The sequence below is a fragment of the Streptomyces sp. NPDC042364 genome (assembly GCF_056437585.1).
Window position 1 is genome coordinate 152,279 of sequence record NZ_JBWKAJ010000008.1, and the last position, 18,372, is coordinate 170,650.

General features: G+C 72.6%; 14 protein-coding genes. 4 read left to right on the forward strand and 10 right to left on the reverse strand.

The window, feature by feature from the left end; translation table 11 throughout:
• Positions 1-80: 80 nt before the first annotated feature.
• On the reverse strand, positions 81-1,199 hold the full coding sequence (locus AC067N_RS18320) for a glycosyltransferase family 2 protein (RefSeq protein WP_478679915.1): 1,119 nt from the start codon (positions 1,197-1,199) through the stop codon (positions 81-83).
• Positions 1,196-2,056 carry a glycosyltransferase family 2 protein gene (locus AC067N_RS18325; protein WP_478679916.1) on the reverse strand — a complete coding sequence of 287 codons (861 nt, stop codon included), beginning with the start codon at positions 2,054-2,056 and terminating at the stop codon, positions 1,196-1,198. The genes AC067N_RS18320 and AC067N_RS18325 overlap by 4 nt, the downstream gene beginning before the upstream one ends.
• A gap of 463 nt (positions 2,057-2,519) precedes the next feature.
• Between AC067N_RS18325 and AC067N_RS18330 the strand changes: the two genes are divergently transcribed.
• Positions 2,520-4,355 carry a glycoside hydrolase family 15 protein gene (locus tag AC067N_RS18330; RefSeq protein WP_478679917.1) on the forward strand — a complete coding sequence of 612 codons (1,836 nt, stop codon included), beginning with the start codon at positions 2,520-2,522 and terminating at the stop codon, positions 4,353-4,355.
• A 534-nt stretch (positions 4,356-4,889) separates the two neighbouring features.
• Here AC067N_RS18330 and AC067N_RS18335 read toward each other — a convergent pair.
• The 4 genes from AC067N_RS18335 to arfA form a co-directional block, all read right to left on the reverse strand.
• Entirely contained in the window at positions 4,890-8,012 is a 3,123-nt protein-coding gene (locus AC067N_RS18335; protein ID WP_478679918.1) for a putative bifunctional diguanylate cyclase/phosphodiesterase, read from the reverse strand.
• 107 nt (positions 8,013-8,119) lie between these two features.
• The gene (gene galE, locus AC067N_RS18340) at positions 8,120-9,178 is read right to left on the reverse strand and encodes a UDP-glucose 4-epimerase GalE (RefSeq protein WP_478679919.1); all 1,059 of its coding nucleotides are present in this window, start codon (positions 9,176-9,178) and stop codon (positions 8,120-8,122) included.
• Positions 9,179-9,500: 322 nt separating this feature from the next.
• Entirely contained in the window at positions 9,501-9,959 is a 459-nt protein-coding gene (locus tag AC067N_RS18345) for an RrF2 family transcriptional regulator (RefSeq protein ID WP_478679920.1), read from the reverse strand.
• A 51-nt stretch (positions 9,960-10,010) separates the two neighbouring features.
• On the reverse strand, positions 10,011-11,525 hold the full coding sequence (arfA, locus tag AC067N_RS18350; protein ID WP_478679921.1) for an arabinosylfuranosidase ArfA: 1,515 nt from the start codon (positions 11,523-11,525) through the stop codon (positions 10,011-10,013).
• 522 nt (positions 11,526-12,047) lie between these two features.
• Between arfA and AC067N_RS18355 the strand changes: the two genes are divergently transcribed.
• The 3 genes from AC067N_RS18355 to AC067N_RS18365 are packed head-to-tail and all read left to right on the forward strand — an operon-like array spanning position 12,048 to position 14,703.
• A complete protein-coding gene (locus tag AC067N_RS18355) occupies positions 12,048-12,668 on the forward strand; it encodes a transcriptional regulator (RefSeq protein ID WP_478679922.1) in 621 nt (206 codons plus the stop codon).
• Positions 12,665-13,336, forward strand: a complete 672-nt coding sequence (locus AC067N_RS18360; RefSeq protein ID WP_478679923.1) for a toxin-antitoxin system, toxin component — start codon at positions 12,665-12,667, stop codon at positions 13,334-13,336. Before AC067N_RS18355 ends, AC067N_RS18360 begins: the two co-directional genes overlap by 4 nt.
• Positions 13,333-14,703, forward strand: a complete 1,371-nt coding sequence (locus AC067N_RS18365; protein ID WP_478679924.1) for an MAB_1171c family putative transporter — start codon at positions 13,333-13,335, stop codon at positions 14,701-14,703. The genes AC067N_RS18360 and AC067N_RS18365 overlap by 4 nt, the downstream gene beginning before the upstream one ends.
• 98 nt (positions 14,704-14,801) lie before the next feature.
• Here the strand turns inward: AC067N_RS18365 and AC067N_RS18370 are convergent, their stop codons facing one another.
• From AC067N_RS18370 to AC067N_RS18385, 4 genes are all read right to left on the reverse strand, one after another.
• Positions 14,802-15,659 (reverse strand): SMP-30/gluconolactonase/LRE family protein, encoded by an 858-nt coding sequence (locus AC067N_RS18370; protein ID WP_478679925.1) that lies wholly within the window; start codon positions 15,657-15,659, stop codon positions 14,802-14,804.
• Entirely contained in the window at positions 15,656-16,429 is a 774-nt protein-coding gene (locus tag AC067N_RS18375; protein WP_478679926.1) for an IclR family transcriptional regulator, read from the reverse strand. Before AC067N_RS18375 ends, AC067N_RS18370 begins: the two co-directional genes overlap by 4 nt.
• A 465-nt stretch (positions 16,430-16,894) precedes the next feature.
• Positions 16,895-18,136, reverse strand: a complete 1,242-nt coding sequence (locus AC067N_RS18380; protein WP_478679927.1) for a PucR-like N-terminal domain-containing protein — start codon at positions 18,134-18,136, stop codon at positions 16,895-16,897.
• A 3-nt stretch (positions 18,137-18,139) separates the two neighbouring features.
• Entirely contained in the window at positions 18,140-18,292 is a 153-nt protein-coding gene (locus AC067N_RS18385) for a hypothetical protein (protein WP_478679928.1), read from the reverse strand.
• Positions 18,293-18,372 lie beyond the last annotated feature (80 nt).

Sequence of the window (18,372 nt, forward strand, 5' to 3'; positions counted from 1 at the left end):
ATCGATGCGCTGTGGCGTCGTTCCGTGGATGTCGGACGGCTCTTCCCGCTGTCTCCCGACCGGCACGGACCAAGGAGATCTCACCTGTCGTCCACCGGGCCCGGGATGCCCCGGCGGTGCCAGACCACCGCATCGGGCTGGTAGGTGAGGCTTCGGCCGGTGGTGAGCCGTCGCAGGGAGGCGATCGGGTCACACCGATGGCCGGACGGACCGCGCGGGCGGGCCGACCGGGGGAGTCCGCCGGGAAGGAGCAGGTCGTCGACGCGAAAGGCGATGTTCCTGTCGGAGCCGAGGTGTCCGGCGGTGAAGGGGCTCGCCGGATCGGCGACCGGGTCCTCCAGCGACCAGGTGTGGGGTGCGAAGCCCGAGCCGAGCGGACCGCGGTGTTCCAGGGCCGCCCGGTTCGAAATCGTCACCTCGGTCGGGATGATGAGACCGGCGACACAGGTGACGGAGGGGTCCTGGGCGAAGGACTCGGCGATCGCGGACAGCCACCCGGGATCGACGAGCGTGTCGTCGTCGATGAGCGCGGCGATGCGGCCGTGCGCGGCGGCCAGACCGCCGTGGTGCGCGCGGCCGGGGCCGGCCCCCGGCTCCCGGAGGTAGCGGACGCGTCGTCCGTAGCCCTTCTTGACCAGCCTCTCCGTCGCGTCGGCGGGCGCACTGTCGACCACGATCACCTCGAACCGGGAGTAGTCCATGCGCAGCAGCGACGTCAGGCATCGCCGCACCGGCTCGGACCGGCCGCGCGTGGCCACGATCACGCTTACGGGGGGAGCGCTGCCGAGAGCCCGCTGCCGTGCGGCTCCGGACGGGCAGAGGGGCCTGGCACGCCGGGCCCCGGGGGCGGTCGGAGGCCCGTCCTCGGGGGCGCCGTCGGCCGCCAGGTGCCGGGCGAGCGGGACGGCGAACCGCTGGCAGGCCATGTCGGCCACGGACCGCCACAGCTGACCGGGGCCGCCGCTCGCGCACCTCTCACCGTCGGCCACGACCAGGCCCAGGGGGTGGCCGTGCATCCGCACGAGAGCGAGGAACGGCAGGGCCGGGTGGCTCTGCCCGTCGCCGTCGGGGGAACGGAACTCCCACGGCCGGGCCAGATCCATGTCGACGACACCCATGGTGCTGGGGGAAGCGTCATGAGGATCGTGGCCCGTGGCACGGCGGCCCCGGCCCAGCAGGCGGTGGGCGACGGTGCTCACCGCGCGCTCCGGGCGGCGGACCATGCGCTGGGCCGCTCGGAGATCAGTTTGCGGAGCACCCGGCGGCCGTCGGATATGGCGTGCAGGTTCGAGCGGCCGCTGCGACGGGGAAGCTCCAGACTCGGCACCTCGGCGATGCGCAGGCCGGTGCACAGAGCGTGCGCGACCATCTCGGTCTCGATCTCGAAGCCGGTGGAATGCAGGTCGAGATCGTCGAGGAAGCTCCGCCGGAAGGCGCAGAACCCGTAGCACAGATCCGTCAGCGACGTGTGGTACAGGTGGTTCACCGCGGCCAGCAGGACCTGGTTGCCCAGCCGCCGGAAGCGCGTGATGTCGAGTGAGCCGCCGCCCGCGATGAAGCGGGATCCCTTCACGAAGTCGTAGCCGTTGTCCAGGAAATGCAGGAAGTGCGGGATCTCTCCGGGGGCCATGCTGCCGTCCGCGTCCATCATCACGATGTAGTCGCCGGTCGCGGCGAGGAAGCCCGTGCGCAGGGCGTTCCCCTTGCCGGGGCCGTCCTGCGGGACGCTGCGGACCGTGGGCAGACAATGCCGGGCCATGTGCACCGTGGCATCGCTGGAATCACCGTCGACCAGGATGATCTCGTCGACGCAGTCCGGGATCTGTTCGAAGACCCAGGGGATGTTGCGGGCCTCGTTGCGGGCCGGCACGACGAGACTCACGGTGGCGCGGGGCGCGGGACGGTCCTCCCTGCGGCGCCGCGGGCGGTCGTCCGCCCTGCGCTGAGGGTGGTCCGGCCGGTCCGTGGCTCGGCGGGCCGGGTGTACCGCGGTTCCGCCGCCTGCGGGCTGACGGGTGACGACACGCTGTTCGGTCAGTTCAGAAACGTTGTCCATGATGCTGGTGTCTCCGGTGGTCGATCCGGCGGGCGCCCCGATGAGCCGTGATACGGCCGGGGACCGTGCGCTGGTCGGGAGCGGGCGGGCCGGTCGTTCCGCAGCGGCCTCGTCCGTCCTGTGGGCACCTGCGGGGCCCGGGGGCTGGGTGGCATTCCCAACGCCATATATTTACGTCGTATACGTACATATTGCCCCATTTCGGTCGCCTGTCAAGCGCCGCCCCCGCCGGAGCGCGCGCCCCCACCGGGGGTCCGGAGGCCCGCCACCGCGTACACACCACGCGGCGTGTTGACGCCACCCCACCGAGGGGAGAATATGTACATATACACCGTAAATATACGGATACGCCGGTTCGCCGGCACCAGTGACGCCGACCTCGAACAGCGACTGGTATCCGCGCACCAGGGGGGCGGACCCCCCTCACGGCCGGGCACAGCAGCCGTGAGAATGGAGAGTTCTCATGAGCGCACCCATCGAGGACTACGCCCTCCTCAGCGACCTCGAGACCGCAGCCATGGTCGGCCGGAACGGATCGGTCGACTGGCTGTGCCTGCCCCGTTTCGACTCGCCGGCCTGCATGGCCGCGCTGCTCGGTGCCGAGGACAACGGCTTCTGGCGGGTGGCCCCCGTCTCCGCGCCCGGCACCTGCACGCGCCGCGCCTACCGGTCGGACACGCTGGTTCTGGACACCTGGTGGGAGACCTCGACGGGCACGGTGCGGGTCACGGACTTCATGCCGCCTCGCGCGCAACTCCCTTGCGTGGTACGGGTGGTGGAGGGAGTGACCGGAACCGTGCCCATGCGCAGCGAACTGCGGCTGCGCTTCCATCACGGCCGTGTGGTGCCCTGGATCCGGGTGAGCGACGACTGCACCGTCGCCGTCGCCGGCCCGGACGCCGTATGGCTGGGTGCCGACGGCCCCCTGCACGCGCTCGGTCAGGACGGTTCCTCCGTCGCCGACTTCACCGTTTCCGCCGGCCGGCGGCTGACCCTGACACTGGCCTGGACTCCCTCGCATCATTCCGGGCCGCCCGATCCGCTCGGCGTCCCCGCGGAGACGCTCCTGAAGGAGACCACCGACTTCTGGCGGCGATGGGCAGGCCGCTGCCGCTACCGGGGACCCTGGCGGGACGCCGTGGTGCGTTCCCTGATCACCCTGAAGGCGCTCACCTACGCTCCCACCGGCGGCATCATCGCCGCTCCGACCACGTCACTGCCGGGCTGCATCGGCGGCGAGCGCAACTGGGACCACCGGTACTGCTGGCTGCGGGACTCCTCTCTCGCCCTGTCCTGCCTGCTGCGCGGCGGCTATCTGGAGGAGGCCACGGCCTGGCTCGGCTGGCTGGTGCGGGCCGTCGCCGCCGACCCCACCGATCTGCAGACCGTGTACGGCCTCGGCGGCCAGCGGCTGCTGCCGGAGACCGAGGCCGACTGGCTGCCGGGCTACGAGGGTTCGCAGCCGGTGCGGTTCGGCAGCTCCGCCGTCGGCCAGTTCCAGCTGGACGTGTACGGAGAGGTGCTGGACGCGCTGTACCTGTCGGTGCGCGCGGGCATCCCCCTGCCGGCCCATGTCTGGGACCTCGTCGAGGCGCTGATGGGCTTTCTGCAGCGGCACTGGCGCGAGCCCGACAGAGGGCTGTGGCAGGTGCGGGGGCCGCGCCGGCACTTCGTCCACTCCAAGATCATGACCTGGGTGGCCGCCGACCGCGCCCTGCGCATGGGGCGGTTGCTCGGCCGCAACGGCTCCTCCGCCGAGTGGCGGGCCATGCGGCAGGAGGTGCACCGGCAGGTCTGCCGGGAGGGCTGGGACGCGCGACAGCAGTCCTTCGTGCAGTCCTACGGCTCCAACGAAGTGGACGCCTCGGCCCTGCTCATCCCCCGGCTCGGTTTCCTCCCGGCCCGGGACCCGAGGGTGCGGGGCACCGTGCGGGCGATGCGGAGGCTGGAGAACGGCGGCTTTCTGCACCGGTACGCACCGGGCGGGGCCGGTGCGCACGGCGTGGACGGCATGTCCGGCAGGGAAAGCACGTTCGTGGCGTGCACCCTGTGGTACGCCGACGCCCTCGCCGCGACCGGCCACACCGGACAGGCCCGCGAGGCGTTCGAACGGGTCCTCGCCGTCCGCAACGACGTCGGCCTGCTGTCGGAGCAGTGGGATCCGAACGCCGTGCGTCAACTCGGCAACACCCCCGAGGCGTTCAGCCACATCGCACTGGCCCAGACGGCCTTCGCCCTGTCGGCGGCGGCACCCCGCGACGCCCTGGCCCCGTCGGGTCGGCCGACTCCACGGGGCTAGGGTGCGTTTCAGGAGTCCCGTCGTCCGCCCGGAGGGCGGGCCCGTGGCGTCCGGTGCGCGCTCTCGCTGTGCCGTGTGGAAGTCCTCGTAGCGGCGCTACGGGGCTTTCGCGCGGTGCGGCGAGTGGGGCGTGGGGGCCGTGCTCGAAGCTCGGAGGAGTGCCGGGGGCCGTGACGGGGCGAACGTTGCCCGTGTGGGGCACCAGCCGGTCATCGCCCCTGGGTGTCGGCACCTTCGTATCGTGAGCGTCGCCGAGGCGGCGCGACCGCTTCCCTCTCCCTTCCTCCGGCCTTCCCCTCCCCCGACGGCGCGGCCCGGCGTCGTCGGGCCCGCAACCGCGCCCTGGGGCGGCCCGGAAGGAGTGACCGCCCGCCGGTCCGGCGGGGCGGGACGACGCGGGCCACCACGGCACTCGGCCGGCCGGGACGACACCGGCCACCACCGCACTCGGCCGGGCGCGCGGGCCCGGCGGGCCACCCGGGACGGGCTGCCGAGCCGGGCTCGGCGGTGCCCGGGGCCCTGCCGGTCCGGTCGTCAGCGGGACATCGGGTCGATCGGGTCGATCGGGTCGTCGTGCCGGAGGAGCGCGGCCTCGCTCTCCTCCAGGTTCATCGGCGGGGCGAAGAGGAATCCCTGCCCGAACCGGCAGCCCATGCCGGCGAGCAGTTCACGCTGTGCCCGCCCCTCGATCCCCTCGGCGATCACCTGCAGGCCGAGCGTGTCGGCCAGGTGGAGGATGCCCTCGACGAGCGCGACCTGCCGGGGGTCCCCGGGGATGTCGTCGATGAACGTCTTGTCGATCTTGAGCACGTCGATGGGGAAGTCCCTCAGATATCGCAGGGAGGAGAACCCCGTTCCGAAGTCGTCGACGGCGATGCTGACCCCCATGTCCTTCAGCGTTCGAAGGAGTCCGTCGATGTGGTCGTCCCGCCGCACGAGCACGGACTCGGTCAGCTCCAGTTGCAGCGATTCCGGCCGGAGGCCGGCGGTGTCCAGGGACCTGCGCACCTCGGTCAGGAAGCCGGTGTCCCGCCACTGGCGGGCGGAGACGTTGACACTGACGTACGGCCGCACCTGCCGTGGTGTGCGGTCGTGCAGCCAGGCGAGGTCGGCCGCGGCGTTGCGCAGCACCCAGGCGCCCAACGGCGTGATCTGCCCGGTCTCCTCGGCGAGCGGGATGAACTGGAGCGGTGGGACGAGACCGCGTCGGTGGTCCGGCCACCGGGCCAGTGCCTCGAAGCCCACGATCTCGCCCGCGGTGAGGTCCACCACCGGCTGGTAGAGCAGGCTGAACTCCTCTTCCTCTATCGCCTGGCCCAGGCGCACGCGGAGGTCCTGGCGCTTCGCCCGCTTCTCGCGCAACTCGGGTTGGAAGCGGCGCCATTGACGTTTGCCCGTGCTCTTCGCCGCGTACAGGGCGAGATCGGCGAGGGCAAGCAGCTCCTCGGTATCCGTGCTGTCCCGGGCCGTGGCCACGCCCACGCTGGCGGTGACGTTCACCGCGTCACCGGCCAGCTGGAAGGGCCGGTTGAGGCTCTGGATCACCTGTGCGGCCAGCAGTTCGGCGTCGACGGGCTGTCTCGCGCCCTCCATCAGGACCGCGAACTCGTCCCCGCCCAGACGCGCCGCGGTGTCGGTGCGGCGCAATGTCTTGGTCAGGCGCTCTCCCACCGCGGCGAGCAGCTGGTCGCCGACCGAGTGGCCCAGTGTGTCGTTGACGGTCTTGAAGTCGTCCAGGTCGATGAAGAGCAGGCAGGTGAGTGCCGCTTCTCGGCGACCGCGCAGCAGGGCGCGCTCGGTCCGCTCCAGCAGCAGTGTCCGGTTGGGCAGGCCGGTCAGTGAGTCGTGGAAGGCCCGCTGGGTGAGTTCGTGCTCCAGCTGACGCTGCTCGGTCACGTCCCGGAGGGTGATCACCAGCCCCTGTACCGTTCTGTCCGCCCGCAGGTCGCGGCACCGCACCTCCACCTCGATGCGGCCGCTGTCCTTGAGCACCCACCAGTGGTCCTGGGCCTCGTCCTGTTCGCCGCCGCGCAGGACCGACAGCGTCCGGTGCACCCGGTCGCGGTCCCGGGGATCCACCAGTTCCCGCAGTGCCCTGCCCGTCAGCGAGGCGCTGCCGAAGACGGCTCCCGCGGACGGGGTGGCGTAGCGGATGATCGTGTCGTCGTCGAGGACGATGATGACGTCCGAGGGATTGTGCAGCAGCGCCTGGAAGTACGCCTCGCTCTCCTTCCCGGCGATCTCCTGCCGGAGTTCCGCACGCTCTGCCGCGAGCCCCGCGTGCGCGGCCAGGATCTCCAGCGTGCCGCGTATCTCGGTGAGCTGCCGATCGGGGCCGGCGACCAGCAGCGCGCCCGGGAGTCCGTCGCCGGTCGGACGGTCGGCCCGGACCAGGGGGCACAGCAGGGCGGCCGGCGGATCGCCGAGCCGGGTGGCCAGGTCGGGCCCGAGTTCTGCGGCGGTGAGGACGAGGGCGCCGTCGGTCACGGCAGGGGCCGGCTCACACCGCGGGTCTCCGGTCGGGTTCGCATCGAGCGGGGCGGGGGTTCGCGTCGGCGCCGGGCACAGCTGTCGGGCCCGCTGGGCCGACAACAGCACGGTCGCGTGCGGGACCCGCGGTCCGAACAGCGCCGTGACCGCCGTGACGCAGGACTGCTCGATCTCCCGGGCTCCCGTCGCCGTGCCGAGTGAGGCGGTCGCCGCGCGCAGTGTCCGCTCACGCGCCACGGACGTGCGGTGAACCACCACGGTCAGGTGCGCGATACGGAGGATCACCAGCAGGAACACCAGGCCGGCGAAGGCGGCGAGGGCCGTCGTGTCACCGTCCCCGGCCGGCCGCTGCCCGAGGAGCAGGACCGAGGGAGCGACCAGGGCGGCGACGGCGAGCAGCGCGATCCGGTGCCAGGGCGGGCGGACGGACCGCGGCGCGGTCTCCGGGTCGGTGAGCCTCCTCATCGAGGGGTGCAGCGCGGCCAGGCCCCAGGTCGCGGCGAGGACGATCCGGCCGGAGTCCAGCAGCGTGCCGGTCTGCCCCGTTCCGTCGAGCAGCGCGACGCCGTGGGCGATGTCGAGGCCGAGCAGGGTCACGGTGCCGAGGCCGAGCAACTGCAGCGAGCGTTCGCGGCCGAGGACGGGACTGCGGACGGCGAGCAGGACGAGAACCGCCAGCACCAGCACGTCGCCCAACGGGTGGGCGACGCCGAGCACGCGTTGCTCCCCTGTCAGGCCCTGCTGCACGGAGGCCGGACGTACCACCCAGGCCCAGAGCGGCACCGCCGAACCGGCAGTGACGATCAACGCGTCCAGCAGGCCGGGCAGATCACGGTCCACCCGGCGGTACCGGACGAAGCCGAGCAGCCCGGCCAGGACGAGCGGGTACAGGGCGAGAGGGAACGCGTCCGCCGGCCAGAAGGGCAGGTTGGAAGCGTGGGTGTACTGCTCTCGCGCCGGGTGTTGGAGGGTGCCCGCAGCCAGGGCCGGCAGCCCGGCGGCGAGGACCGACCACGGCCAACGGTGCGCCGGGCGGTTGAGACAGACCCCGGTGAGAACCGCTGCGGCGCCTGCCAGACCCATGAGAACCACCATGGGCGTGCGCAGGCCGGGAACGGTCCAGAAGATGCAGGCGGCGAACACGGCCAGGCAGACATGAACGGCCATCAGCCCGTGGGCCGGCAGCGCTCGTGAAGCGCCTCCCCGGGATCGGGGAGTTCGGGCCGTGACGTGTGTCTCCGCGGCTGTCCGCTCGATGATGGGCACCGGAGATGTCAGCGCTCCTTCGACCTGGGCCGCCTGGGAGATCCCGCGTAGCCGTGGGGGTTGTGCTGCTGGAAGCGCCAGGCGTCCCGGCACATGTCGTCGAGGTCCCGCAGGGGGCGCCACCCCCAGGCGCGCGTCACGGCGCCGGCGTCGGCGACGAGTTCGGCCACATCGCCCGGGCGGCGCGGGGCGATCTCGTACGGAATGTCCCTGCCGGAGACCTGGGAGAACGCGTCGACGACTTCGAGGACCGAACTGCCGTGACCGAGACCGAGGTTGTAGACGTGCATACCCGACGTGCCGGAGAGGCGGTCGAGCGCGACACGGTGCGCCTCGACGGTGTCCATGACATGGACGTAGTCGCGGATCACGGTCCCGTCACGGGTGGGGTAGTCGTCCCCGTACACCGGGAGCCGGCCTCGCAGGCCGACGGCCACCTGCGCCACGGAGGGCATCAGATTGTCCGGCGTGCCCCGCGGGTCCTCGCCCAGCAGCCCGCTGGGGTGGCCGCCGACCGGGTTGCAGTGCCGCAGGCACAGCACGGTCCACTCGGGACGCCGACGGCAGATGTCGGCGAGCCCCTGCTCGCACGCCCACTTCGAGGCGGCGTACGGATTGCCGGGCCGGGCCGGTGTGGACTCGTCGAGCGGTCCGGAGCCGGCCTCCCCGTAGATGGAGCAGGAGGAGGAGAACACCAGCTGGTGCACTCCGTGTTCGTGCATGGTCCGCAACAGCGCCGCCGTGCCGCCCACGTTGGTGTCGTAGTACTCGACGGGCATGCGTATGGAGCGGTCCACCGACTTGAGTGCCGCGAAGTGCACCACCGCGTCCACCGTGTGCCGGTCGAAGACCGCGGACAACGCCTGCCGGTCACGGATGTCCAGCTCGTAGACGGCGCCCACGAAGCGGCCGGCGATCCTTTCCACCCGGGCGAAGACCTGCGGCGTGCTGTTGGAGTAGTCGTCGACGACGATCACCTCGTAACCGTGGTCGAGCAGGTCGACGCAGGCGTGACTTCCGATGAAGCCGGCTCCACCGGTGACCAGGACTGTGGATGGAGCGCTCATGGACCTGTGCCCCTTACGGCGTACACTTACGGTGCATACATATGACAATGTCCCTCTTGCGCCGGCCAGACACAAGCGAAAACCGACCACGGGGCAGATCTCGACGGAAGGTGACCGGGCAGTCGCGGATCCCGGCCACCGCCCTGTACGGCCGCGCATCGACACGCCCTCCACCGGAGAGCGTACCCAGTATGTTTATGGCGTATACGTACACCCTCCTCCCCTGGTGGCGTGAGGTCAAGGGGGTACGTGGCCCGGTCCGGTCGAGTCGGCGGACCATGGGACGAGGTGACGGTCCGGGTGGCCGGGCGTCCCGGCCGGTCTACGGGTTCTCCCAGGCCGCCGGTTCCGCCGCCAGTTCCCGCACCGGTCCGGGCAGCGCGCCGGCCGCGATGTCGGCGACGGTGACGCCCTCCAGGATGCGGCGGACGTTGGCACGCAGCGCGATCCACAGGGGCAGCAAGGGCTCGGCGGAGCCGGTGTAGGTCAGGTTGGTGGGGCGTTCGCCCCGTACGGACACGATCGGCCCGTCCACGGCCCGGATGACGTCGGCGACGGTGATCGCGGCGGGGTCCCGGGCGAGCCGGTACCCGCCGCTGCCGCCGCGGCGGCTCGTGACGACGCCCCCGCGCCGCAGGTCCCCGAGGATGCCCTCCAGGAACTTGTGCGGGATCTCCTGCACGGTCGCGATGACCTCGGCCTTCACCGGGCCGCCGTCCTGCCGTACGGCGAGTTCCAGTACCGCGCGTACGGCGTAGTCCGCCCGTGCAGAGATCCTCATGGCCCACATTCTCGGCCACTCGGGGGGGAGCGGGTGACCGCCGCCGAGCCCTCAGCCGAGGCGGATCACGTTCCAGGACAGCGGTTCGAGGACGGCCTTCAGGACGCCGTCCTCGACCGAGGTGCCGCCGCCCGCGCGCGGAACGACCCGCTCGGGTTCGGCGAGCGTGTTCCGGGCGTCGGGGTCGGCGTCGGCCAGCACGCTGTGCTCCACCACCCGGCTCAACTCCAGCCCGTTGAGGGCGGCCTCGAGCGGCAGCGCCTCCGTACGGCTCCGGTTGACCGCGAACACGGTCACCGATCCGTCCTCGGCCCGCACGGCCGTCGCGTGCAGCAGGTCCACCGCTCCGTACTTCTTCGTCTCGTACGCCGGCGAGTCCACCCGTACGTCGAGGACCCGGCCGCGGCCGTAGCGCGCGGCCTGGGCGAAGGGGAAGAAGGTCGTCTGCCGCCAGGCGGGGCCGCCGGGCTCGGTCATGATCGGGGCGATGACGTTGACGAGCTGGGCGAGGCAGGCGACGGTGACGCGGTCGGCGTGCCGGAGCAGCGCGATGAGCAGGGAGCCGAAGACGACCGCGTCGGTGACGGAGTAGTTGTCCTCCAGGAGCCGGGGGGCCTCCGCCCAGTCCCGGGCGCCGGAGTTCTCGATCTCGTGCCACTTCGAGATGTACCAGACGTTCCACTCGTCGAAGGAGAGATTGATCTTCTTCTTGGACTTGAGCTTCGCGCCCACGTGGTCGGCGGTGGCGATCACGTTCTCGATGAAGGACTCCATGTCGACGGCGGAGGCCAGGAAGGAGTCGACGTCACCGTCCTCGGGCTGGTAGTAGGCGTGCAGGGAGATGTAGTCGACGAGGTCGTACGTCTCCTCCAGGACCGTCGCCTCCCAGGCGGCGAACGTCGGCATGGACCGGCTGGAGGAGCCGCAGGCGACGAGTTCGACGCCCGGGTCGATCTGGCGCATCGCGCGGGCGGTCTCGGCGGCGATCCGGCCGTACTCCGTCGCCGTCTTGTGGCCGGTCTGCCAGGGGCCGTCCATCTCGTTGCCGAGGCACCAGAGCCTGATGCCGAAGGGGGCCTCGTCGCCGTGGGCGACGCGGAGGTCCGACAGGGCGGTGCCGGCGGGGTGGTTGGCGTACTCCTGGAGTTCGAGGGCCTCGGCGACGCCGCGGGTGCCGAGGTTGAGGGCCATCATGGGCTCGGCCCGGGGGCCGATCCTCTTCAGGAAGGCGATGTACTCGGAGAGGCCGAAGCGGTTGGTCTCGGTGGAGCGCCAGGCGAGGTCGAGGCGGCGGGGGCGGTCCTCGACGGGCCCGACGGAGTCCTCCCACTTGTAGCCGGAGACGAAGTTGCCGCCCGGGTAGCGGATCGTGGTGACGCCCAACTCGCGGACCAGCTCCAGGACATCGGTGCGCAGGCCCGCCTCGTCGGCCGCCGGGTGGTCCGGCTCGAAGATCCCGGTGTAGACGCAGCGGCCGAGATGCTCGACGAAGGAGCCGAAGAGCCGGGGACTGACCTCGCCGACCTGGAAGGCGGGGTCGAGGGAGAAGCGGGCTGTGCGGGCCATGGACGTCCTTCGCGTTCGACATTACGGATGCTGCTCGTTCAGTCGAACGGGACGCTATGTTCGGCCGTGGGGAGAGTCAATGGGGTGGGTGCGGGCGGCCGGGAACGACCGACGGCGGCGGCCGGGCTCCCAGTCGCCAGGGCTCTCGATCGCCCGTCGCACGTCTCACGCCGCCGATCGCCCGACGTCCGTCGCCTGACGCCTGACGCCCGTCGCACGTCTCACGCCGCCGATCGCCCGACGTCCGTCGCCTGACGCCTGACGCCCGTCGCACGTCTCACGCCGCCAATCGCCCGACGTCCGTCGCCTGACGCCTGACGCCCGTCGCACGTCTCACGCCGCCAATCGCCTGACGCCCGTCGCCTGACGCCTGACGCCCGTCGCCCCTCGCCCCTCGCCCGTCGCCCGTCGCCCGTCGCCCGTCGCCCGTCGAACGATCGTTGGTCGAACGATCGTTGGTCTGTTCTCAACGATCGTTGGATTTCCGTGGTGTTCGCGCCGTCGGGCACGTAGGGTCTGGCCGTGCCCGACCTCCCCGAACCGCTCCCCCGGACCCTCGCCCGCCTCGACGCCCTGGCCGCCCGGACCGGGGTCGATCTGGGGCAACTCCTCGACGTGACCGCCCTGTCGGAGCGCACCGCGCTCGGCGAGGAGGTGGTGCGGACGCTGCTCGAGGGGGGTGAACCGCCGGGCGACCGGATCGACGACCGGGTGCGCGGGCGCGTGCGGGCGCTGCACACCGCGCATCTGGCGCGGAGCGGGAAACGCACCGCCGACGTGTGCAAGGAGGTCGCCGAGCGGCTGTCGATCAGCCCGGAGTGGGCCCGGCAGCTGCTGCTCGGCAAGAAGATGCCGAACGTGCCCGACCTCACCGAACTCGCGGCGTTCTTCGGGGTCGAGGAGGGCGTCCGGTTCTTCACCGACCCGGCCGCCGCCGTCCTGGACCGGGAACTGCGCCGCGTACTGGCGGGCCCGGAGGGGGACGGCGGCGACGGCCCGCTCGTCGAGTTCGCCACCCGGCACGGGGTCGTCACCCTCGCGCTGCGCGGTGGGCGGATGAACCTGACCCGCCGCAAGCAGGAGGCCCTCGCGGTGATGCTGGAGGGGCTGCTCGGCGTCGACGAGGAGGAGCCCGGGATATGAGCCGTCGTGAACCGGGCGGCGCGCGGCCGCGCAGGTCGCACGGGACCGCCGTCGCGGCGGCCGGCGCCCTCGGCCGGATGCGGGCCGCGTTGCTGCCCGCCCGGCCCGCCGCCGGGAGGCGCAGGCTGAGCGCCGGGCTCGCCAGGGCGGTCCGGGCACGGCTGGACGCCCCCGTGGACGTGAGGGAGTTGGGGGCGGCGCTGTGCGCGGAGATGAGCGCGCGACGCGGCGGGCGGCCGATCGAGCTGCGGTTCGAGCGGTTCCCGGACGAGATCGAGGTGACGGGGCTGTGGATGGAGTTCCCCGGCTTCGACCTGGTGATCGTCGAGGAGCGGGCCGCTCCGGTGCAGCAACTGGTGATCCTGGGACATGAGTTGTGGCATCTGCACGCGGGGCACAGCCATCACCGGGTGCCGGGCGGGGACGCCGCCGCGTTCGCGCTGTCCGGTGAGCCGGGCTGGCCCGGGTCCGCCCTCACGGTCGCCGCCCGCAACGGCTCCCATGCCTCGGCCGAACAGGAGGCAGAGGACTTCGGACACCGGCTCGCCACCGCGCTCCGCCCCTGGGTGGACACCGGCCGGGGCGGCCCCGCCGGTCCGGCCGACCGGGCGGACTCGGTACGGCAGGCCCTCCAGGCCTCCCTCGGCTACCGCGGGCCGCGCGGATGAGGGGGGTCACCGTGTCCGCGACGACGACCGGTGCCGTGAGTCCCGCCGACTTCTTCGGCGGGCTCTACATCTCGTTCTGGATCCCCACGGCCGTCCTGACGGCCGCGTTGGTGATCAAACTGCCCAGCATCGTGAAGCTGTGGAGGGACCCGCTGCTGCGGGCGGTCGGCGGTCTGCTGCTGCTCGCGTGCAGTGTGTTCCTGTTCGCGGTGCCGTCGGTCATCGCCTGGACCAACCGGGTCGCAGGGGTGCCGAACATCGCCGCGCCCTGGGTGTACTCCCTGATCACCGCGTACTGCGCGGCCTGTCTGCTGCTGATCGTCGCCTGGCGCAACGGCCCGGCCGACCGCTCCCGGACGACCCGCCGCGCCATGCGCTGGGTCGTGGCCGTGTACGCGACGGTGATCGTCGTCCTGTGGGTGCTGTTCGCGCTGGCGGACGTCCCCCGGGAACGGCTGCGCGACCTGGACACCTACTACGCCACCACGCCCTTCATGCGCGAGGAGATCCTCCTCTATCTCGCCGCGCACACCGCCGCCTGCCTGATCACCTGTCATCTGATCCGCAGCTGGGTCCGCGCCGACGGCCTGGACCTGTGGCTGCGCGGCGGTCTGAAGGCCCTCGGGATCGGCTATGCGCTCAACCTGGTGTACGACGCCTCGAAGCTCACGGCGCTGGTCGCCCGCTGGACGGGGCACGACCTGGACTGGCTGAGCACCCATGTGGCGCCGCCGGTGGTGGCCGTGGCGGCGATCTTCATCGCGGTCGGCTTCATCCTGCCGCACGGCGGCCAGTATCTGCACGAGCGCTGGCGGGTGCGGGTGAGCCACTGGCGGCTGCGGCCCCTGTACCTGTTCACGCGGACCGTCAACGGCTCCGGGGTGCCCTTCGCCCTGCGTGCCACGGCGGAGCTGCGCCTCACCCGCCGCGAGACCTTCATCCGGGACGCCCTGCTCCAGCTCGCCCGCCACTTCGACGACGATCTGCACCGCCGCGCCCACGCCGGGGCCCTCGCCCTCGGCCATGACCCCGCCCGGGCACGGGCACTGGCCGCCGCGGTGACGATCCAGGACGCGCTGGCCGCGCGGAGGACCTCGCCCGACACCGGACCACCGGCCGTCTCCCTGACCTCCGGCCCGTTGGTCTTCCCCGGCCTCACGGCCGCTCAGGGGCACACGGCCTGCCCCGAGCGCACCGTGTCCTCCGACCTCACCGGCCTGCTCCAGGACATCGACGCGGTCTCCCGGGCGCTCCGCCGCCCCGCGGAGATCGAGGCGGTCCGCGCCCTGGCGACCGGCCCGGCGGACCCGGCGGACCCGGCAGCCTCCGCCGCCGCCGCGGAGAACAGCGTGTCCGCACACGAGTGACGGCCCGCCGGCCCGCCGGCCCACCGGCCCACCGGCCCACCGGCCCGCCGGGTGAGGGTGGCCGACGGGCCGTCGACGCAGGTGCGGCGGGCGGGGGCTCAGCCCGCGAAGGCGGGCTGAGCCAGGCCCTTGCCCGCGCCCGGCACCACCAGCAGCGAACCCGACAGCGGATGCGGGTTCTCGGTGCCGACCCGGGCCGTGGTGATGTACAGGTCGGTCAGGTCGGCGCCGCCGAAGGCGCAGGCCGTGGGGCGGGGCGTGGGCAGCTCGACGACCCGGTCCAGTTCGCCGGACGGGGTGTAGCGGCGGACGGCGCCGCCCTCCCACAGGGCGACCCAGACACAGCCCTCGGCGTCGACGGTGAGACCGTCCGGGAAGCCGTCGCCCTCCTCGACGGTGACGAACGGCCGCCGGTCGACGGGGAGCCGGACGCCGTCGGTCTCCGCGTAGTCGAAGACGTCGATGCGGCGGGTCGGCGAGTCGATGTAGTACATCAGCCGGCCGTCCGGGCTCCAGCCGGTGCCGTTGCTGACGGCGACGTCGTCGAGGACGGTCCGGGTGAGCCCGTCGGCGGTGAACCGGGCGAGGGTGCCGCCGCCCGGGGCCTCGTCGTAGCGCATGGTGCCGGCGAAGAGGGAGCCGTCGGGGGCGACGGCGGCGTCGTTGGCGCGGCGGCCGGGCACCGGTTCGTGGTGCAGCCAGCGGAAGCCGCCGTCGGCGTCCCGCAGCCCGACGCCGTCCCGCAGGTTCAGCACGAGGCCGCCGCCGGCGCGGGGCTTGGCCGCGCCGACGTGCTGCTCGGTGACGAGGATGGTGCGGCGGCCGGACGCCGGGTCGAAGGTGTAGACCCGGGAGCGGAGGATGTCGATCCAGATCAGCCGCTGGGCGTCGGCGTCCCAGGTCGGCCCCTCGCCGAGGGTCGCGTACTCGCGTACGGCGACGTCGTAGGCGCTCATACCACGCTCCGGTGTCCGAGGCGCTCGGAGAGTTCGGCCGCGCCCTTGGCGGCGAGCTGCTCCAGCTCGGCGCGCCGGTCCTCGCTCCAGCGGATCATCGGGACCGAGATGGAGAGCGCCGCCACGACCTTGCCGGCGCGGTCGCGGACCGGGGCGGCCACACAGGAGACGTCGGGGTTGGACTCGCGGTTCTCCACGGCGAGACCCCGCTCACGAATCCGGGCCAGGGTCTCGCGCAGCGCGGCCGGGTCGGTGATGCTGTTGGGCGTCATGGCGACCAGGTCGGCGTCGTCCGGGATCCGGGCGTTCAGCTCGACCTCGGGAAGGGAGGCGAGGAGCATCTTGCCGACGGAGGTGCAGTGCGCCGGGAGCCGGCGGCCCGCGGCGGAGACCATCCGGACGGCGTGCGTGGAGTCGACCTTGGCGATGTAGATGACGTCGGTGCCCTCCAGGATCGCCACGTGCACGGTCTCGTCGCAGGTCTCGGCGACGGTGCGGGCGACCTGCTGGCCCTCGGCCGCCAGGTCCAGCTGCTCGGCGTAACGGCTGCCGAGCTGGTACGGACGGACACCGAGGCGGTAGCGTCCCGGCTGGCCCTGCACGGGCACGATGTAGCCACGGGCGGCGAGCGTGGTGACCAGTTCGTGCACGGTGGTGCGTGGCAGCTGGAGCTTGCGCACGATGTCGGGTGCGGAGAGTGTTCCGTCCCCGTCCAGGAAGAGCTCCAATATGTCGAGCGCCCGGGTCACGGCAGGTACTAGGCGTCCCACGGTCGGCCCCCTCCCTTGTTTCTTCGTTCTCAATAACCGCTGTGTTCGAAATTTCAACAGTCGATCGGCATGACGAACACAGGCTAGTCAACGGGGTGCGGGCGGGCAATGGCCGAGAACACTCCGTGTTTCCCCGGGGTGTGCGGCCGCACGGCGTCTTTCCCCACCGAGGGGGCGGGTGAGGGCGGTGCCGGCGCCGGCCTGGCGGCGGAATTCCTCTGCGGCGGCCCGCTCGGCGGGGCGCCCGGGACGGGGCTCGTCGGCGGGGCGGCCCGATCACGGATCACGCGGGCGCGGGCGGCCCGATCACGGATCACGCGGGCGCGGGGGGCCCGATCACGGATCACGTGGGCGCGGTGGCCCCCCGTGCGGCGGGGGGCCGGGCGACGGGGCGCGGGGCCCTCGGTGCCGACGACGCCGGGCCGGGATCGTCCATCAGCACGAGGCGGCCCTGCGCACGGGTCGTCACCGTCTGCCGCGCGGGTCGCCCAGTTCCCCTCGGAGCCGCTGCGCTCTGAGGACCAGCTCCAGCTCGAAGCGGCGGTCGGGGTCGTCTATCTCGTCGCCCCAGAGTTCCCTGATCTGGCGCAGGCGGTAGCGGACGGTCTGCGGGTGGACGCCGAGCCGGGTGGCGACCTCGGGGGCGCCGCCCCGTGTCTCCAGCCAGGCGAGGAGCGTCTCGGCGAGGCGGCGCCCGTGGGTGGGGCCGCAGTGGGCGAGGGGCGCCAGGCAGCGTAACGCCAGGTCGTCGATGAGTTCCTCGGGCTGGAGGAGGACCAGGGCCTCCGTGTGCTCGGTGCAGTGCAGCACCTCCCCGGCGGGCAGCAGCCGGCGCTCCATCAGGCGCACCGCGGCCTCCGCCCAGCGCAGCGACTTCGCCGCCTCCGCGAGCGGCACCGGCGGCCCGATCGCGCCGGACCATCCGGCGAGGGCCCGGTGGAGGAGTTCGGGGCGACCGGCGGCGTCCGGTTCGGGCACCACCATGCGGGGCTGCTCGTACTCCATGTCGAGCAGGACGCCCTGGCCGACGGCCGGGGCCATGGCCTCGCGGGCGGGCCGCAGCAGGACGCCGACGGCGACCTTCTCGGGCAGGGGCCAGCCGATCCGGGCGGCACGTTCGGTGAGCGCGTCCGCGGGGTCGCCCCGGTGGTGCTCGACGAGGAGGAGTTCCATGAGGCGCCGCTGGAGCCGGAGCCGTTCGCCGGCCTGCCGGGCCGCCGCCTCGGCGTAGCCGCGCACCGACTGGTCCACGAGGCCGTCCAGGTACTCGTATCCGGCGTCGACCAGCTCGTACATCGCGGGCGGCGGGATCTCCACGCGCTGGCCGATCTCGGCGAAGCGGCGCCAGGCGAGGCGCACGCCGAGACGGTAGATCGCCTGGAGGGAGTCCAGGCTGCGGCCGTGCAGGCCCTCGCCGCGGCCGAACTCCTGGAAGACGCCGGGAGGCACCCGCGGGCGGCCCTCCGCGGTCTGAAGGTGCTGGACGAAGACCTCGATGGCGCGGCGGATGCCGATGAGGGCCATCGGCTCGCCGGAGTCGTCGAGGACGACCGGCAGATGGGGGTACTCGCGGCGGATCTCGCCCAGGATCTCCTCGGCGAGGGCGGGCGCCTCGGCCATGGCGATCGCGGCGAACTCGCGCACCTGGTCGCGCGGTACGTCGTGCCAGGCGGAGCGGACTGAGACGGTTCCCGGGCGCCCGGTCACCCCTCAGCGCTCCCGGCCGGTGTTCTCGTACGTGATGAGCGGGGTGTTCGGCTGGTCCGGGGTCGCCTCCAGCAGCGCGACGACACCGAACGCGGCTCCCGCGGCGAGCGCGGCGGCGGCCACCATGGTGAGTGCGGCGGCGAGCAGTCTGGACATCGCAGGGTCAGCCTCTCGGTCGAAAGGTCGGCCCCACCCAGGGCACCCCGCACCTCGGGACCGCTCGACGGTCCCGGCAC

Bases quoted from the DNA above. Each gene is read 5' to 3' on its own strand.
- AC067N_RS18370 (WP_478679925.1), bottom strand. From the start codon at position 15,659: ATGAGCGCCTACGACGTCGCCGTACGCGAGTACGCGACCCTCGGCGAG.
- AC067N_RS18360 (WP_478679923.1), top strand. From the start codon at position 12,665: ATGAGCCGTCGTGAACCGGGCGGCGCGCGGCCGCGCAGGTCGCACGGG.
- AC067N_RS18365 (WP_478679924.1), top strand. From the start codon at position 13,333: ATGAGGGGGGTCACCGTGTCCGCGACGACGACCGGTGCCGTGAGTCCC.
- AC067N_RS18325 (WP_478679916.1), bottom strand. From the start codon at position 2,056: ATGGACAACGTTTCTGAACTGACCGAACAGCGTGTCGTCACCCGTCAG.
- AC067N_RS18330 (WP_478679917.1), top strand. From the start codon at position 2,520: ATGAGCGCACCCATCGAGGACTACGCCCTCCTCAGCGACCTCGAGACC.
- AC067N_RS18345 (WP_478679920.1), bottom strand. From the start codon at position 9,959: ATGAGGATCTCTGCACGGGCGGACTACGCCGTACGCGCGGTACTGGAA.
- AC067N_RS18385 (WP_478679928.1), bottom strand. From the start codon at position 18,292: ATGTCCAGACTGCTCGCCGCCGCACTCACCATGGTGGCCGCCGCCGCG.
- AC067N_RS18335 (WP_478679918.1), bottom strand. From the start codon at position 8,012: ATGGCCGTTCATGTCTGCCTGGCCGTGTTCGCCGCCTGCATCTTCTGG.
- galE (WP_478679919.1), bottom strand. From the start codon at position 9,178: ATGAGCGCTCCATCCACAGTCCTGGTCACCGGTGGAGCCGGCTTCATC.
- arfA (WP_478679921.1), bottom strand. From the start codon at position 11,525: ATGGCCCGCACAGCCCGCTTCTCCCTCGACCCCGCCTTCCAGGTCGGC.